Here is a 15697-nt window from a genome sequence, read left to right on the forward strand (position 1 = left end):
CGGCTAGCGATGTCTGTGCAGGAAGTGCTGCCGCTGGGCGGCGTTGCGACGGAGCAGTCCGGCCAGTTTCGCGCCGATCATCTGCTGGTCGCCGAGATGGTCAAGCCCGGCTCGAAAGTGCTCGACGTCGGCTGCGGCGAGGGCGATTTGCTCCAGTTACTGGAGACCCGCGGTATCGACGGGCGCGGCATCGAGCTGTCGCGCGAGGGCGTCAATCGCTGCGTCGCCAAGGGCCTCGCGGTGGTGCAGGGCGATGCCGACACCGATCTCGTCAACTATCCCGACGACGCCTTCGATTACGTCATCCTGTCGCAGACGCTGCAGGCGACGCGGCAGCCGCGGGTCGTGCTGGAGAATCTGCTGCGCATCGGCCGCCGCGCCATCGTGTCGTTCCCGAATTTCGGCTTCTGGAAGATGCGGCTCCAGCTCCTGGTCGGCGGCCACATGCCGCGCACCGAGAATCTGCCGGCGACCTGGTACGACACCGCCAACATCCATTTCTGCACTATCAAGGATTTCGTTGAGCTCTGCGACGCGATCGACGTCAAGATGGAGCGCGCCGAGGCGCTGGATCTGTACGGCCGTCCATTGCGGCTGCGATTGCCGTGGTGGGTGTGGAACATGTTCGGCGAGCAGGGCGTGTTTCTGCTCACGCGCGGGCAGGGGAAGTAGCTTCTCGTCACTGCGGGCGCAGTGAATCCGGCAGGCGCCCACCCCGAGCGGTCGGCCGGATATCTCGTGCGGGCAACTAGACTAAAGTACTCGACTCGGCGGCCGGCCAAAGTTGAGCCTCTCGGTTGCATGTCCTCATTTCCTTAAGTCATAATGTTGCTGGGGAAATGGCCAGGGGCTGAGACTATGGGTAGAGCGCTGCCGGCACTTGCTGTGCTGTTCAGTGTCAGCTTGACGTGCGAACCAGTATTCGCCCAGAGCGGCGGCGACATCGTCAACATCTTCGGCGGCCTTGTTCAGTCCGCCATCAACCAGGCCATCCAGGCCGAGTGGCGCAAGCTTCCGCCGGCCGAGATTTCCTGCATCGACGATAATCTTCGCCAGCGTGGCACGTCCGTCGGACAGGTGATCCAGCAGGGCTTCAGTCCCAGCGACGGCCGGCTTGCCGAGCTGCGCCGCGTCTGCCGAACCGGGCTCGTGCAAAATCCGACGAACCTCGCCTCGAGCCCGAGCGTGATCTCGATCTATGCGGTCGACGGCCTCAGCCTCGGCGCGAAGGTCAGCTTCGAAAGCTCCGTCTATCGGCAGTACCAATGTAGTCCCAGCGAGCAGTTCAACGGCTTTACCTGGTGCGCACGCAAGGTGCCGGAAAGCTCGAAACGAGGGCCGTTCGTATCGTCCTACTCGATCCTGCATTCGCCCGACGGCACGGTCTCTTACGTGAACCGGTTCTTGGAGCCGGCCTGGTTCAGCGGCAACGAGGCGAATGAGGATATCGCGCGACTTGCGAAAAAGTACGGGGCCCAGCCCAACGTGATGGCAATGCCGCAAATCGACGGCCTGCAAGGGCTCATGGCCAGCTGGGGCGCGGTCAGGTTGGTGTCGCTCGACGCAAGCAATGTGGCCCAGCTCGCGCAGGGCCGGGACATCAGGGCCGGGCTGATGGTGGATTTCCTCGGCAATTTTCGTCGATCCGCGCAGCTCGGCTTGCCAATCTACCGCCTGGCCGGGGGCCGGGATTCGTCTGGGCTGCCAACTGGGATCAGGGCGGGCGAGGCACTTTGCGATTCTTCGCGGTGGATGCGTCCACGCTGTCGGGACCCGACGCCGTCCAGCCGCAGGCTCAGGCGAATATCGGCGCGCCTTCGATCGCCGAGCCGGCCGCACCTGCGCCGGCAGCTCCTTCTGCGCCGCCGCCCCCGCCGGTCTCGGCGGCGCCGCCACCGCCGCCGGTCTCATCGCCGCCGGTGGTCGCTCGTCTCGATCCCGACGAGCGTGCGCGGCAGCGGATCAAGGATACGCTGAGCCGGGTTTCCTATCATCGAGGAGATCTTCCGAACGAAAACTACAAGACGAGGCTGGATGCGATCGCGTCCCGGCTCGCCCCCGTCAGCGACGCCACGGATTCGGCCACGCTGACGAGCCTCATGTCGGACTGCGATACGGCTTCGGCGATCTTCGATGAAGCCGCCGAGTTCACCCGGGTCTCCGAGGTGGCGGGCCGGAAAGTGGCGATCGTGAACGCAAAGCTGCAAGGCATCAGCTTCGATGCGCCGCTGGTGCAGGAGTTGAAGACCTCCGTCGGCGGCGTCGGAACCGCCCAGGCTGAGGGAGATATCGCGGCCTTGAAGCGTGCCTTGAGCTCGCTCAACGGCCTCTACGATTCCGGCCGGCTCGATCGCCTCGCAACGGCAAGGGCAAACGGATTTGAGACCATCGAGAGCTACGAGGATTACAAGGATCGCCAATCCAGGCTCAGTGGGTCGGGAATCATCCTGAATAAGAAGTGAGTGTCATGCTGAGCAATGTCGAGACGTTCTTTGTTCGCCTCCTGCGAGGGACGGTCATCGCGACCGCGATGGTTTCCTTCCTCATCACGATCCTGGCGCTGATCTTTGCATTGTATGCGCAGTTCGCTCCGAACCCGAGCGTGCGGATCGCCGAACAGATCGACCGGTTTCGCCAGGCGACAGATCCGGTCAAGCTGATCAAGGAGGTCTTCCCGTCGGATGCGCCGATCGTCAGGGAGACCGCGGGCTCCGACAACGTGGCCTACGAAAAAGGCAAGCGCCTGGACCCGGAGATCCTGCAGCAGTTCAACAAGTTTCTCGATGGCGCGCTGGGAGCCAGCTTCGAAAATGCTTCGCAGTTCTCGGACTGGCTCTACAACAACGGAGCGCGATTCCGCGGCTATGCCACGTTGGACGACAGGAATGCGCTTGATGAGGGCAACATCGAGGTGTTGTGGCGCTCCTTGCTGTTCGACTATGCCAAGCGGCTGAGCGCGCGGGCACCGGCGCTGGCGACGGCGAACAAGGACAAGCAATACTCTTCCTCGATCGATCGCATCGCGGCTGCCACGCCTCCCACCCGCGCGCCGTATTTCGTCGTGTGGTTCTTCAACAAGCTGCAGGGCGAGCTGCAACTCGTCTCTCAGGAATTCCAGGAAGAGCAAAACCGCAGACTGGCCTTGAAATTGATGGTCCCTGTCGCTTTGTATGTCGCCGCGGGTGCCTTTTCCTATTTCATCTTCATCATGTTCCTGTTCTTGCTGGTCTCGATCGAAGCCAGCGTCAGGCGTTTGGCGTCTGCCGAAAACCCGGCGTTACCTCCGCTGCCGGCTGCCTCCCAGGTCTGAGACCTGGCGCGGCAGGCCGCGGCTGGCGGTCTAATGCGCCGCCAGCGACCGCGGATCGCGCACCGGCCAGCGCCCGGCTTCCACCAGCGTCACGAACCGCTCCACGCTCTCGTTGAACAGCGCGGGCTCTTCGAGATTGAGCACGTGGCCTGATTTCGGAAACATCGCGAGGCCCGCCGCCGGCAGGTGCTTCTTCAGGAACAGGCTTGCGCCGACGCAGGGATCGTCTTCGTCACCGCAGATGATCAGCGCGGGCGTTACCACACCTCGAATGGCATCCGGCATCGTGTAGATCGATGGCCGGCCGCCCTGGAAGCCGCGCATCGTGTTCGCGGAGCCCTTGGCATCGTGCCGCGCCAGCGCGGCGTAGAAATCGGCGTGGCCGCGCGGGTCCTTCACCAGGAACGGAATTCGGCTCGGCGCCTCGCGCGTGACCTTTGCGACCTCGGCGGAGCCGAGCGTCTCGAACTGCTCGGCATTGGCGCGGCACTGCTTGCGCCAGTTGTCGAGATTCTCGATCTCTGATCCTGAGCCCACGCCGGCCAGCGTCATCGACAGCGCGCGCTGCGGCGCGTTCAACCCGATCTGGAGCGACGAATAGGCGCCCATCGACAGGCCGACCAGATGCGCGCGCTCGATCTTGAGGTGATCGAGCACCGCGAGCGCGTCGGTGTAGAAGTGCTTGTAGGTGTAGACCTCGCCATCAGGCACGTCCGACGGCGTGTAGCCACGCGCGGAATAGGTGATGCAGCGATGGCCGCGCGAGAAGTAGCGCATCTGCGGCTCCCAATTGGTGTAGTCGGCCGCGAACTCATGCAGAAAAATAATCGGCGATCCCTGACCCGCTTCTTCGAAATAGATGCGGACGTCATCCCTGGTCGTGGCGTGGGGCATTAACTGTTTCCCTCTCTTCAAGCCGCCTTTCGAGGATTGCAGTTAATGCTGTTGTCCGCAATGCGGCAGCCTCACGCCAGCATCGGCGCAAAATCATCGCAGCCATTCGCGGGCGTGGCGTCTTTTTCTCGCCACATCCGGCGGCTTAACGGCCGGACGAATGCCGGCCTCGGCACGGGCCGGCTGGAGTGGGGGTGTCAACGAAGGATGAAGTATGTTGGAGTTGTTTGCGTCTCGCCTGTCGCGTTGTGTTGTCGCGCTGGCGATTTTCTTCGCGGCGGTTGCCGCGTTCGTTTCTCCGGCCTCAGCGCGGCCGCATCATCGTCATAGCGCAGAGCGGCACGCTTACGTGCACCACGCCAGACATCATCATGACCGTCATTATCGCCACCATGCCCGTAGCTCGCGCTTCGAGCGCGGCGCGGCGCAGTTGCAGGCGAGCGGCTTCGCCGACACCCAGGCGAGCTACAATCCGAATGCCAATGTCGGCGGCATGGCCAACAACGGAATGGCCAATAGCGGTGGCGGCTTCGGCGGCGGATCGGGCCTCGTGTCCGAGGCACGCCGTTATATCGGCGGCAATCCGACCGGGCGCGGCAGCCTGTGGTGCGCGCGCTTCATGAACATGGTGCTGCAGCACACCGGCCATCAGGGCACCGGCTCCGACATGGCGAGCTCGTTCGCGCGCTACGGCACGCGTGTCTCCGGTCCGCAGGTCGGCGCCATTGCGGTCATGTCGCGCGGTCGCCGGGGCGGCCATGTCGGCATCATCACCGGCGTGGACGCGCAGGGCAATCCGATCATGATTTCCGGCAACAACGGCAATCGTGTTCGCGAGGCACCGGTCTCGCGCGGCCGGATCTATGCGTATGTGATGCCGAACTGAGACTCGTCATTGCGAGCGAAGCGAAGCAATCCAGAATCCCACCGCGGAGACCGTCTGGATTGCTTCGTCGCTTTGCTCCTCGCAATGACGGAGGGTGTTGAGGCGGCGTGCCGTCACACCAGCTTCGGCTCTTCCACCGCCACCGTATCCCCGACGCCGATGTCGCCATCGGCGATGACCTCGGCATAGATGCCGCAATCCATGTGGCCGAGATTGCGCGACAGCGTCGGTGGTATCTCGAGATCGCGCTGCGCGGTCTCGGGATCGACGTTGACCGCCGGGCAGCGGACGATGCGCTTGACCACTTTTAGCCGGGCATCACCGATCACGAGCGTCTGGCCGACGAGGTCGAGCTCGGACCAGGCCGGCCAGCCCTTCACATAAAGATTGCCGCGGAAGCGCAGGGGATGCACGGCGGTGCCGCCGAGCATGGTCTCGATCGCCCGGACGCTGCCGAGATTGATGATCGACACGACCTTGCGGGCGACGTCGGAAAAGCTGTGGTCGCGGCCGGACAGAACTTTTGGCGGGCCCTTCAGCTCCGGCTGAAAATTCTCCGTGAAATAATCCTCGATCGCGGTGCGGCCGGCCGTGGTCTCGAGGTCCCCGCTGGCGACGATCTGGCCGTCCTTGCGGATGGTCAGGCGGTTGGTCGCGTCCTCGAACCGGCTGTCGAGAGATGCCAGCCGCTCATTGCGCGCCAGCATCAGGAACTGGATTTTCGGCTTCCAGCTAGGTGCCTCCGGATCGAAGCCGCTCGGTCCGTTCTCGATGGCGTAGCGGCGGTCGGCGGGCAGGGTCTGGCCGATCCGCAAGGGGACCCGGGGCAGGGATTCCGGCGTCAGGCCCTTGATCGGGTAACGGTAAAGGCCGGTGATTTCGGCGGTCTGGCTGGCTGTCATGTCGCTACTTAAGGGATTCGACCTGCTGGCGCCAAGCAGGCGGACCCGTGCACGAAATTGTGAACGCGCCTCTTCCGATCCGGGGCCAAGCTTCCCACATCTGGGTCAGGCCGGCGCCAGCGCCGGCTGCTAACGACCGCTGCCGGTTGAGGAACGTCAACGCGTCCAGCGGAAACCCAATGAAGATGCCGTTTGGAGTGCCTTAGAGGGCTCCAGGGGCAGGCCGAGGGAAAGAAAAGACATGAACATCGATAAATATACTGAACGCTCCAGGGGCTTCGTCCAGTCTGCGCAATCGCTTGCGGTACGCGAGGGACATCAGCAGTTTTCGACCCTGCACGTCCTGAAGGTTCTGCTGGACGACAATGAGGGCCTCGCTGCCGGTCTGATCGACCGCGCCGGCGGCAATTCCCGCGCCATCCTGAAGGCGACCGAGGACGCCCTCAACAAGGTGCCGAAGGTCTCCGGCGGCGGCGCCGGCCAGATCTATCTGGCGCCCGAGCTCGCCCGCACTTTCGACGCCGCCGAAAAGGCCGGCGAGAAGGCCGGCGACAGCTTTGTCACCGTCGAGCGGCTGCTACTCGGCCTCGCGCTGGAAAAGACCAGCGAGGCCGGCGCGATCCTGGCCAAGGGCGGCGTCACCCCGCAAAATCTCAATGCGGCGATCGAGGCGCTGCGCAAGGGCCGGACGGCGGACTCCGCGACCGCCGAGAACGCCTATGACGCGCTGAAGAAATATGCCCGCGACCTGACCCAGGCTGCGCGCGACGGCAAGCTCGACCCGGTCATCGGCCGCGACGAGGAGATCCGCCGCACCATCCAGGTGCTCTCGCGCCGGACCAAGAACAATCCCGTCCTGATCGGTGAACCCGGCGTCGGCAAGACCGCCATCGCCGAGGGCCTCGCGCTGCGCATCGTCAACGGCGACGTGCCCGAGACCCTGCAGGACAAGAAGCTGCTCTCGCTCGATCTCGGCGCGCTGATTGCGGGTGCGAAGTACCGCGGCGAGTTCGAGGAGCGGCTGAAGGCCGTGCTCCAGGAAGTCACCGCGAGCGAGGGCACCTTCATCCTATTCATCGACGAGATGCATACGCTGATCGGCGCCGGCAAGGGCGATGGCGCGATGGACGCATCCAACCTGCTCAAGCCCGCGCTCGCGCGCGGCGAGCTGCACTGCATCGGCGCCACCACGCTCGACGAGTACCGCAAGCACGTCGAGAAGGATGCGGCGCTGGCGCGGCGCTTCCAGCCGATCTTCGTCAGCGAGCCCTCGGTCGAGGACACCATCTCGATCCTCCGCGGCTTGAAAGACAAGTACGAGCAGCACCACGGCGTGCGGATCACCGATTCCGCGCTCGTGGCGGCGACGACGCTGTCCAACCGCTACATCACCGACCGCTTCCTGCCGGACAAGGCGATCGACCTCATGGACGAGGCGGCCGCGCGGCTGAAGATGCAGGTCGATTCCAAGCCGGAAGAGCTGGATTCGCTCGACCGTGAGATCATCCGGCTCAAGATCGAGCAGGAAGCTCTCAAGAAGGAGAGCGATCTCGGCTCCAAGACCCGTCTCGAGGGGCTTCAGAGGGAGCTCAGCGAGCTCGAAGAGAAATCCGCGGCCCTGACGTCGCGCTGGAGCGCGGAGAAGAACAAGCTCTCCAACGCCCAGAAGCTGAAGTCGGAGCTCGACGCGCTGCGCGTCGATCTCGCCGACGCACAGCGGCGCGGCGAATTCCAGAAGGCCGGCGAGCTGGCCTATGGCCGGATCCCGCAGCTCGAGAAGCAGCTCGCGGACATCGAGGCGCGTGAGGGCTCCGGCGATATGATGGAGGAGGCGGTCACCGCCAACCACATCGCGCAGGTGGTCTCGCGTTGGACCGGCGTGCCCGTCGACAAGATGCTGGAAGGCGAGAAGGAGAAGCTCCTGAAGATGGAGGAGCAGCTCGGCAAGCGCGTCGTCGGCCAGGCCGAGGCCGTGCGTGCGGTCGCGACCGCCGTGCGCCGTTCGCGCGCGGGCCTGCAGGACCCGAACCGGCCGACCGGCTCGTTCATGTTCCTGGGGCCGACCGGCGTCGGCAAGACCGAGCTGACGAAGGCGCTCGCGGAGTACCTGTTCAACGACGAGACCGCGATGGTCCGCCTCGACATGTCCGAGTACATGGAGAAGCACTCGGTCTCGCGGCTGATCGGTGCGCCTCCCGGCTATGTCGGCTATGACGAGGGCGGCGCGCTCACCGAAGCGGTGCGGCGCCGGCCCTATCAGGTGGTGCTGTTTGACGAGATCGAGAAGGCGCATCCTGACGTCTTCAACGTCCTGTTGCAGGTGCTCGACGACGGCCGCCTGACCGATGGCCAGGGCCGCACCGTCGATTTCCGCAACACGCTGATCATCATGACCTCGAACCTTGGTTCGGAGTATCTGGTGAATCAACCGGAGGGCGAAGACACCTCAGCCGTGCGTGAACAGGTGATGGGAATGGTGCGTGGGCATTTCCGGCCCGAGTTCCTGAACCGTGTCGACGAGATCATCCTGTTCCACCGCCTGCAGAGGAGCGAGATGGGGCGGATCGTCGAGATCCAGTTCGCCCGGCTGCAGAAGCTTTTGACCGATCGCAAGATCGTGCTGACGCTCGATGCCGCGGGCCGCGACTGGCTTGCTGCGAAGGGCTGGGATCCCGCCTACGGCGCGAGGCCGCTGAAGCGCGTGGTCCAGCGCTACCTCCAGGATCCGCTCGCAGAGATGATCCTGGCCGGCGACGTCAGGGATGGGGACAACGTTGCGATCTCGTCCGAAGGCAACGTGCTGACCTTCAACGGCAAGGCGCCGCAGACCGCGGAGATCGCCCAGTTCGAGGCGCCGCCGGTGTCGAAGCGGAAGCTGAACTGATCGTTGCACTCACTGCAAAACGAAAAATCGCCCCGGAGAGGCCCGCCTCTCCGGGGCGAATTGCTTTGACGAGGTTCGCTCTAGCTGACCGCGGATGTTGAGCCGGGTTCGGCTGGACCTTGCTCGTCGCTGTCCTCTTCGAGCTCCGACAGGATGTCGACAAGCTCGCGCACGCGTCCGTGCGCCAGCGGGCGCAAATCATTGATCATCGGCTCGTCATTGGCGAGCCAGGCCTGGGCTTCGGCGAGTTCCTCGACCGTCGCGCCGGTTCCGATGATCTGGGCGATGGTGACTTCGTCGGCTCGATCCACGGTCTTGACGACATCGTCGCGTGAGAGGCGCCGCATGGGGATCCTCCTGTTGGTCGGCTTCCGTCAGCATTTAACCGGGAAACGCGTGTGCCGGTTCCACCGGGCTGGTTCCCTCCGCGCTGCCGGCAAACAGATGGCCTGCTTTGTCGATTCCGACGTCGCATCCAGATCATGTTTTCCCGAGATGTCCGGTCGATTTCGGCCGGTTAGGGGATCAGCGGTTGGTGACCTGCAACGGGCCGCCGGTTGCGTCCGAAATGCGGGCGATGGCGCCGTTGCGGCCGCTCATCATGGCGTCGAGCCGGTCGCGTTCCTTCTCGAAGCCCGCCAGCACCGTGCCTTCCAGCGAACGGCCGCGCGGCAATTTCACGCGCAGCGGATCGACGAAGCGGCCGTTGACCAGGATTTCGTAGTGGACGTGAGGGCCGGTCGACTGGCCGGTCGAGCCGACGAAGCCGATCACCTGACCCTGCCGCACCTTCTTGCCGATCTCCATGCCCTTGGCGAAGGCCGACATGTGGCCGTAGGCCGTCTCATAGCCGTTGGAATGCTTGATCCGGATATATTTGCCGTATCCGCCTTCAGGTCCGGCCTTCTCGATCACGCCGTTGCCGGAGGCGAAGATCGGCGTGCCGTAGGCGGTGGCCCAGTCGACGCCGGTGTGCATCTTCACATAGCCCAGGATCGGGTGGCGGCGGCCGCCGAAGCCCGAGCGCATGATCGCGTTGTTGACGGGCTTCCTGACCAGGAATTTCTTCGCGCTCTTGCCGGTCTCGTCATAGTAGTCGACGACGCCGTCGTCGGGGCTCTGGTAGCGGTAGTATTTCTTGGTCTCGCCGCCGACCGTGAGGGAAGCGAACAGCACGTCGTTCTTTTCGCTCGAGGTCACACCTTCGTCTTCGCCGGCATAGAACACGTCGAACGAGTCGCCCGGCTGCACCTTGCGCTGGAAATCGACGTCGTAGGAGTAGATCTTGATCATGTCCTCGATGACCGGCATCGGGACTTTGTTGCGCATCGCGGTCTCGTAGATGCTTTGGTAGAGCCGCACGCCGGTGCCGTCATCGTCGTCATCGTCGTCGCTGTTGGCGTTGGCCGCGGCATCGGCGACGGTGTTCATGCTGGAGACGTCCACCGCGACGTATTTGCCGAGATCGGACAGCGCCGCAATCGCCTCGACCATGGTGTCGTTTGCAACCACGACGCGATAGGGTTGGAGGCGGGCGCCGGGGCTGGCGGGCGCCATCAGGATGCGGAGCTTCTCGCCTTCCTTCAGGCCGCCGTCGCGGCCGCGCGGGCCGAGCGTTGCGGTGATCGCCTTGATCTCCTCGGTCGTCGCGCCGAGATCGCGCAGGACGGAGCCGACGCTGTCGCCCTTCTTGACCACGTGGACGCGTTCGCCGTTGGGATTGCCGCCGGTGATCTGCTCCTTGGTCTTCGGCAGCAGCGTGACGTTTTCCGGCACCACGCGCGTCTCGAAGCCGGCATAGGGATCGGACGGCGACACCTCGGTGGCATAGGCCATCTTCATGTCGGAGGGGCCGGTCGCGCCGGAGACGTCGGCGGTGGCATTGGCGAGCGAGGCGTAGCGCACCCCGCCATTGCCGCGCCAGTTGGCGGCGTCGCGCACCCGCATCAGGATGTCGTCGAGCGCCACCACGGCGGAAATCTTGGCCTTCGGCAGCACCGGCGACAGGTCCTTGGTGACGAAGGAGACTTCGGCATCGGGCTCGACGGCTTCGGGATTGTTCGGATCTTCCGCCGCGGTCTTCGGATCGGAGCCGACATCGGTGAGCAGGCGCTGGGCGTTGAACGGCGGGATCTTCGCCGACAGATCGCTCGTCGTCATCGACAGATTGCCGGCGATCCGGACGAACGGGCGCACCCGCATCACGTCGCGGTTGCCGACGCGGGCGACGGTGGAGACGCGCACGATGTTGCGCGAGGCCGTGGATTCGTTCGGCGGCGGCAGGCGGTCGCTCTTGTGCAGCGTGGCGGCGCGATCGGCCGCGCCGAATGCGCCGCGCAGTGCGCCTTCGACCCGCTCAGGCACCTTGGCGAAGGTCATCTCACCGTCGAGAGAAGCGAAAACGGCGCCGCCGATCAGGGCTGCGCCGCAGAGTCCGGTCAGAATTGTACCGCTGAACCACTGTACGGAGACGCGACGGCGGTCGATGACGGCGGCCTCGGAACCATCGACGGACAGCGGCGGCTCGTGGCCGAGATCGATGATCCCGGTCTCACGCCCGTAAGCGCCGCGTGACGTCCTGTGGTTCAAACCAAGTCCCCCAATCAACGACCCAAGATGCCTGCTTTCGAACCTCTCCTGGCCGCCCTCTTGAAGGGGGATCGCCGGAAAAGGCAAGCCGCACAGACGCCCGCGCTCAGAAAGCCCTCGATGGGGCCGGCCGAAATTACGAACAGCTGGACGGGTAAAGGTCTCTCGATGTCTCTCGAATGTCGGAGGAAGGCTGCGTCATCTGCAAGATCGCCTTCCTCTGACCCCATGAAAATCGCTGGCAGCCCCCACTGGCATCCTGCGATTCAAGCTTGTCTGTACCAGAACGCCGCGGGATTGTGGCTCTAGTACGGCGCCTAATATGGAAAAAGTTTCCTGAACGGCCGGGCGCAAGAAGCCCGTCTGGCCGGGGCCGGGGGACCAGGTCTGGCCTGGGGTGGAGCCTCAGTCCGGCCTGGGACGGGGCCCGTCTGCCGCGGACGAGGGCTCGGTCCGGCCTGGATGGGCCTCCGCCTGCCAGGGCCCTGGGGGCGCCTAGAAGGACGCGGGGGAGGGTGCCCAGAGAGGCGTCCAAAGGCCCTTCCGGAGCCCGCCGGCGGGCAAACTTTTTTTGAGATTTTTGCGGTGCAAGTTCGTTCCGGCCGTTGGCGGCCCCTCTAATTGTCTAGAATTGCTGGATTTTATTCGATGATCTACCGTGCGACGATTTGTTGACAATGGGCGTTGACAATCCCGGGCGGGGGGCCTATAACCCGACCACTGAGCGCGGCGCCGCCGGGTCACTGACCAAGGCGAGCGAACGCGCCACTGATGCTCCTCACCTTGTTGAGTGACACAACAATCGACGTAAGTCGATTGGGGGTCATCCATCGTCGGTGAGGGTGTCGGAACCCTTCCTCTCAGGAAGGTTGGGGCCTCTCCGGTCCCGGGCTGTTTGACAAGTGAAGATGAAGAAAGAGAAACGTGGACGGCGGAGTCCTTGCGGGTCTCGCATCTCGAAAGCTTCGGCTTTTCGGATCGAGACCGGACGAAAGACTTCGGCGGTACACGTTTTAAAGGAAACACCATCGCTGCCAGCGATGTGAATCGCGGGCAGCTCGACGACTTCGGTTGTCGAAATAATGGTGGGACCTCGTCAAACGTTGTGATCAGCCGGTTCAAAGTTCAAGTCCAACTTGAGAGTTTGATCCTGGCTCAGAGCGAACGCTGGCGGCAGGCTTAACACATGCAAGTCGAGCGGGCGTAGCAATACGTCAGCGGCAGACGGGTGAGTAACGCGTGGGAACGTACCTTTTGGTTCGGAACAACACAGGGAAACTTGTGCTAATACCGGATAAGCCCTTACGGGGAAAGATTTATCGCCGAAAGATCGGCCCGCGTCTGATTAGCTAGTTGGTGAGGTAATGGCTCACCAAGGCGACGATCAGTAGCTGGTCTGAGAGGATGATCAGCCACATTGGGACTGAGACACGGCCCAAACTCCTACGGGAGGCAGCAGTGGGGAATATTGGACAATGGGGGCAACCCTGATCCAGCCATGCCGCGTGAGTGATGAAGGCCCTAGGGTTGTAAAGCTCTTTTGTGCGGGAAGATAATGACGGTACCGCAAGAATAAGCCCCGGCTAACTTCGTGCCAGCAGCCGCGGTAATACGAAGGGGGCTAGCGTTGCTCGGAATCACTGGGCGTAAAGGGTGCGTAGGCGGGTCTTTAAGTCAGGGGTGAAATCCTGGAGCTCAACTCCAGAACTGCCTTTGATACTGAGGATCTTGAGTTCGGGAGAGGTGAGTGGAACTGCGAGTGTAGAGGTGAAATTCGTAGATATTCGCAAGAACACCAGTGGCGAAGGCGGCTCACTGGCCCGATACTGACGCTGAGGCACGAAAGCGTGGGGAGCAAACAGGATTAGATACCCTGGTAGTCCACGCCGTAAACGATGAATGCCAGCCGTTAGTGGGTTTACTCACTAGTGGCGCAGCTAACGCTTTAAGCATTCCGCCTGGGGAGTACGGTCGCAAGATTAAAACTCAAAGGAATTGACGGGGGCCCGCACAAGCGGTGGAGCATGTGGTTTAATTCGACGCAACGCGCAGAACCTTACCAGCCCTTGACATGTCCAGGACCGGTCGCAGAGATGTGACCTTCTCTTCGGAGCCTGGAGCACAGGTGCTGCATGGCTGTCGTCAGCTCGTGTCGTGAGATGTTGGGTTAAGTCCCGCAACGAGCGCAACCCCCGTCCTTAGTTGCTACCATTTAGTTGAGCACTCTAAGGAGACTGCCGGTGATAAGCCGCGAGGAAGGTGGGGATGACGTCAAGTCCTCATGGCCCTTACGGGCTGGGCTACACACGTGCTACAATGGCGGTGACAATGGGATGCTAAGGGGCGACCCTTCGCAAATCTCAAAAAGCCGTCTCAGTTCGGATTGGGCTCTGCAACTCGAGCCCATGAAGTTGGAATCGCTAGTAATCGTGGATCAGCACGCCACGGTGAATACGTTCCCGGGCCTTGTACACACCGCCCGTCACACCATGGGAGTTGGTTTTACCTGAAGACGGTGCGCTAACCCGCAAGGGAGGCAGCCGGCCACGGTAGGGTCAGCGACTGGGGTGAAGTCGTAACAAGGTAGCCGTAGGGGAACCTGCGGCTGGATCACCTCCTTTCTAAGGATGGTTCTTCAGAAGCTTGCTTCTATCGAACCGTTTTAGAAACATCAGTGGCCAACGATCGTCAGGATCGTTGAGCTGCATTGGCGGGATTTCGCCGTCTTCGTTTCTCTTTCTTCGCGGACGAACACGCGCTGGGCCTGCGAGAGCAGGGTCCCTGGTCCTTGACGGGATATGCGTTAGGGGCTTGTAGCTCAGTTGGTTAGAGCGCGCGCTTGATAAGCGTGAGGTCGGAAGTTCAAGTCTTCCCAGGCCCACCACACTCATCGGGTAAGCATTCGTCTTCTGGTTACGGGGCCATAGCTCAGCTGGGAGAGCGCGTGCTTTGCAAGCATGAGGTCGTCGGTTCGATCCCGTCTGGCTCCACCAGATGGTTTGATCACCGACGCTGTGTTTGCAGCTATTCAACCGTCGTCCGCGAAACATCACTTCGCACCTACTAGTCTGGATAGACAGTAGGTTGCGTGATTTCTGACATCGTAAAGAGGAGATCGATCCGAGTTGGATCGGGCAGCAAGCAATTGCTGCGCGAACCTTCATTATCTCCGGATCATTTCGGCGCTCGCGCGCCTTTCAATGCGGCTCACAAGGCTGCGTCTGAGGGGAATGCGGGTTGTAAATGATCCTTTTAGCGAAGCTTGACCGCCTCGCTATCGGAACGATCTTACGAAGCAAGCTGGTCTTTCTAATCATTGTCCGGCTGTACGTAGCGTTCATCGAGGGCGCGTGCCGCAAGGCAATCGTACAGACAACATTCTGCCGAGTGTGTGGACATTGATAATGAGAGCAATCAAGTGCCTTAAGGGTGTTCGGTGGATGCCTTGGCGCTGAGAGGCGATGAAGGACGTGCTACGCTGCGATAAGCCGTGGGGAGCTGCGAAGAAGCTTTGATCCATGGATTTCCGAATGGGGAAACCCACCTTCGATAGCCGGAACTCCAAGACCTTTGTCGAAAGACATCGGTGTGGGGTTCGATCAGATGATGTGAGAAGCCAGGCCTTTAGATTTCGATCGAAGAGGTTTTGGATTTCCGGTTATCAAGAGAAGGTATGAGACTTCTGAATACATAGGAGGTTTCAAGCAAACCCAGGGAACTGAAACATCTAAGTACCTGGAGGAAAGGACATCAACAGAGACTCCGTTAGTAGTGGCGAGCGAACGCGGACCAGGCCAGTGATACATCAAAGACAATCGGAACCGGTCAGGAAAGCCGGGCCTCAGAGGGTGATAGCCCCGTACGAGTAATGCGATGATGTATCCACGAGTAAGGCGGGACACGTGAAATCCTGTCTGAACGCGGGGGACCACCCTCCAAGCCTAAGTACTCCTCAGCGACCGATAGTGAACCAGTACCGTGAGGGAAAGGTGAAAAGCACCCCGACGAGGGGAGTGAAATAGACCTGAAACCGGACACCTACAAACAGATGGAGCCCAAGATACGTTCTGGGTGACATCGTACCTTTTGTATTATGGGCCAGCGACTTAATTTAACGAGCAAGCTTAAGCCGATAGGCGAAGGCGCAGCGAAAGCGAGTCTGAATAGGGCGTCAAGTTCGTTGTATTAGACCCGAAACCTAGTGATCTAGCCATGAGCAGGTTGAAGGTGAG

At 62.2% G+C, this 15697-nt stretch carries 10 protein-coding genes, 2 tRNA genes and 2 rRNA genes (1 of these 14 only partly in view); 10 read left to right on the forward strand and 4 right to left on the reverse strand.

Going from position 1 to position 15697, the window contains the following annotated elements; genetic code table 11:
* Positions 1 to 9: 9 nt before the first annotated feature.
* From metW to BJ6T_RS07330, 4 genes are all read left to right on the forward strand, one after another.
* On the forward strand, positions 10 to 672 hold the full coding sequence (gene metW, locus BJ6T_RS07315; RefSeq protein ID WP_014491669.1) for a methionine biosynthesis protein MetW: 663 nt from the start codon (positions 10 to 12) through the stop codon (positions 670 to 672).
* Positions 673 to 858: 186 nt separating this feature from the next.
* A complete protein-coding gene (locus BJ6T_RS46970) occupies positions 859 to 1977 on the forward strand; it encodes a hypothetical protein (RefSeq protein ID WP_014491670.1) in 1119 nt (372 codons plus the stop codon).
* Between the two features lie 122 nt (positions 1978 to 2099).
* A complete protein-coding gene (locus BJ6T_RS07325) occupies positions 2100 to 2462 on the forward strand; it encodes a hypothetical protein (protein WP_141378937.1) in 363 nt (120 codons plus the stop codon).
* Between the two features lie 5 nt (positions 2463 to 2467).
* Positions 2468 to 3310 (forward strand): hypothetical protein, encoded by an 843-nt coding sequence (locus BJ6T_RS07330; protein ID WP_014491672.1) that lies wholly within the window; start codon positions 2468 to 2470, stop codon positions 3308 to 3310.
* Between the two features lie 30 nt (positions 3311 to 3340).
* Here the strand turns inward: BJ6T_RS07330 and BJ6T_RS07335 are convergent, their stop codons facing one another.
* Entirely contained in the window at positions 3341 to 4204 is an 864-nt protein-coding gene (locus tag BJ6T_RS07335; RefSeq protein ID WP_014491673.1) for an alpha/beta fold hydrolase, read from the reverse strand.
* Positions 4205 to 4418: 214 nt separating this feature from the next.
* Here BJ6T_RS07335 and BJ6T_RS07340 point away from each other — a divergent pair, with 214 nt between their 5' ends.
* A complete protein-coding gene (locus BJ6T_RS07340; RefSeq protein ID WP_014491674.1) occupies positions 4419 to 5090 on the forward strand; it encodes a TIGR02594 family protein in 672 nt (223 codons plus the stop codon).
* A 113-nt stretch (positions 5091 to 5203) separates the two neighbouring features.
* Here BJ6T_RS07340 and BJ6T_RS07345 read toward each other — a convergent pair whose 3' ends face one another.
* Positions 5204 to 5992 (reverse strand): MOSC domain-containing protein, encoded by a 789-nt coding sequence (locus tag BJ6T_RS07345; RefSeq protein WP_014491675.1) that lies wholly within the window; start codon positions 5990 to 5992, stop codon positions 5204 to 5206.
* Between the two features lie 241 nt (positions 5993 to 6233).
* Between BJ6T_RS07345 and clpB the strand changes: the two genes are divergently transcribed.
* Positions 6234 to 8876 (forward strand): ATP-dependent chaperone ClpB, encoded by a 2643-nt coding sequence (clpB, locus tag BJ6T_RS07350; RefSeq protein WP_014491676.1) that lies wholly within the window; start codon positions 6234 to 6236, stop codon positions 8874 to 8876.
* An 80-nt stretch (positions 8877 to 8956) separates the two neighbouring features.
* On the opposite strand, the gene BJ6T_RS07355 is transcribed toward clpB, so the two are convergent.
* Both BJ6T_RS07355 and BJ6T_RS07360 read right to left on the reverse strand, forming a co-directional pair.
* A complete protein-coding gene (locus BJ6T_RS07355) occupies positions 8957 to 9223 on the reverse strand; it encodes a hypothetical protein (protein ID WP_014491677.1) in 267 nt (88 codons plus the stop codon).
* Between the two features lie 178 nt (positions 9224 to 9401).
* A complete protein-coding gene (locus BJ6T_RS07360) occupies positions 9402 to 11465 on the reverse strand; it encodes a M23 family metallopeptidase (protein ID WP_028170103.1) in 2064 nt (687 codons plus the stop codon).
* 1132 nt (positions 11466 to 12597) lie between these two features.
* On the opposite strand from BJ6T_RS07360, the gene BJ6T_RS07365 reads away from it, so the two are divergent.
* From BJ6T_RS07365 to BJ6T_RS07380, 4 genes are all read left to right on the forward strand, one after another.
* Positions 12598 to 14086: ribosomal RNA gene (locus BJ6T_RS07365) — 16S ribosomal RNA — on the forward strand.
* A gap of 186 nt (positions 14087 to 14272) precedes the next feature.
* Positions 14273 to 14349, forward strand: a tRNA-Ile gene (locus tag BJ6T_RS07370).
* Positions 14350 to 14382: 33 nt separating this feature from the next.
* A tRNA-Ala gene (locus tag BJ6T_RS07375) sits at positions 14383 to 14458 on the forward strand.
* Between the two features lie 419 nt (positions 14459 to 14877).
* A 23S ribosomal RNA gene (locus tag BJ6T_RS07380) occupies positions 14878 to 15697 on the forward strand; it runs 2052 nt beyond the window's last position.
* Together the 16S and 23S rRNA genes with 2 tRNA genes alongside form the textbook arrangement of a ribosomal RNA operon.

Source organism: Bradyrhizobium japonicum USDA 6, assembly GCF_000284375.1.
Lineage (GTDB): Bacteria > Pseudomonadota > Alphaproteobacteria > Rhizobiales > Xanthobacteraceae > Bradyrhizobium > Bradyrhizobium japonicum.

What these genes read in the sequence shown, in the direction of transcription:
- metW (WP_014491669.1), top strand. Translation starts at nt 10, where the DNA reads ATGTCTGTGCAGGAAGTGCTGCCGCTGGGCGGCGTTGCGACGGAGCAG.
- BJ6T_RS46970 (WP_014491670.1), top strand. Translation starts at nt 859, where the DNA reads ATGGGTAGAGCGCTGCCGGCACTTGCTGTGCTGTTCAGTGTCAGCTTG.
- BJ6T_RS07325 (WP_141378937.1), top strand. Translation starts at nt 2,100, where the DNA reads ATGTCGGACTGCGATACGGCTTCGGCGATCTTCGATGAAGCCGCCGAG.
- BJ6T_RS07330 (WP_014491672.1), top strand. Translation starts at nt 2,468, where the DNA reads ATGCTGAGCAATGTCGAGACGTTCTTTGTTCGCCTCCTGCGAGGGACG.
- BJ6T_RS07335 (WP_014491673.1), bottom strand. Translation starts at nt 4,204, where the DNA reads ATGCCCCACGCCACGACCAGGGATGACGTCCGCATCTATTTCGAAGAA.
- BJ6T_RS07340 (WP_014491674.1), top strand. Translation starts at nt 4,419, where the DNA reads ATGTTGGAGTTGTTTGCGTCTCGCCTGTCGCGTTGTGTTGTCGCGCTG.
- BJ6T_RS07345 (WP_014491675.1), bottom strand. Translation starts at nt 5,992, where the DNA reads ATGACAGCCAGCCAGACCGCCGAAATCACCGGCCTTTACCGTTACCCG.
- clpB (WP_014491676.1), top strand. Translation starts at nt 6,234, where the DNA reads ATGAACATCGATAAATATACTGAACGCTCCAGGGGCTTCGTCCAGTCT.
- BJ6T_RS07355 (WP_014491677.1), bottom strand. Translation starts at nt 9,223, where the DNA reads ATGCGGCGCCTCTCACGCGACGATGTCGTCAAGACCGTGGATCGAGCC.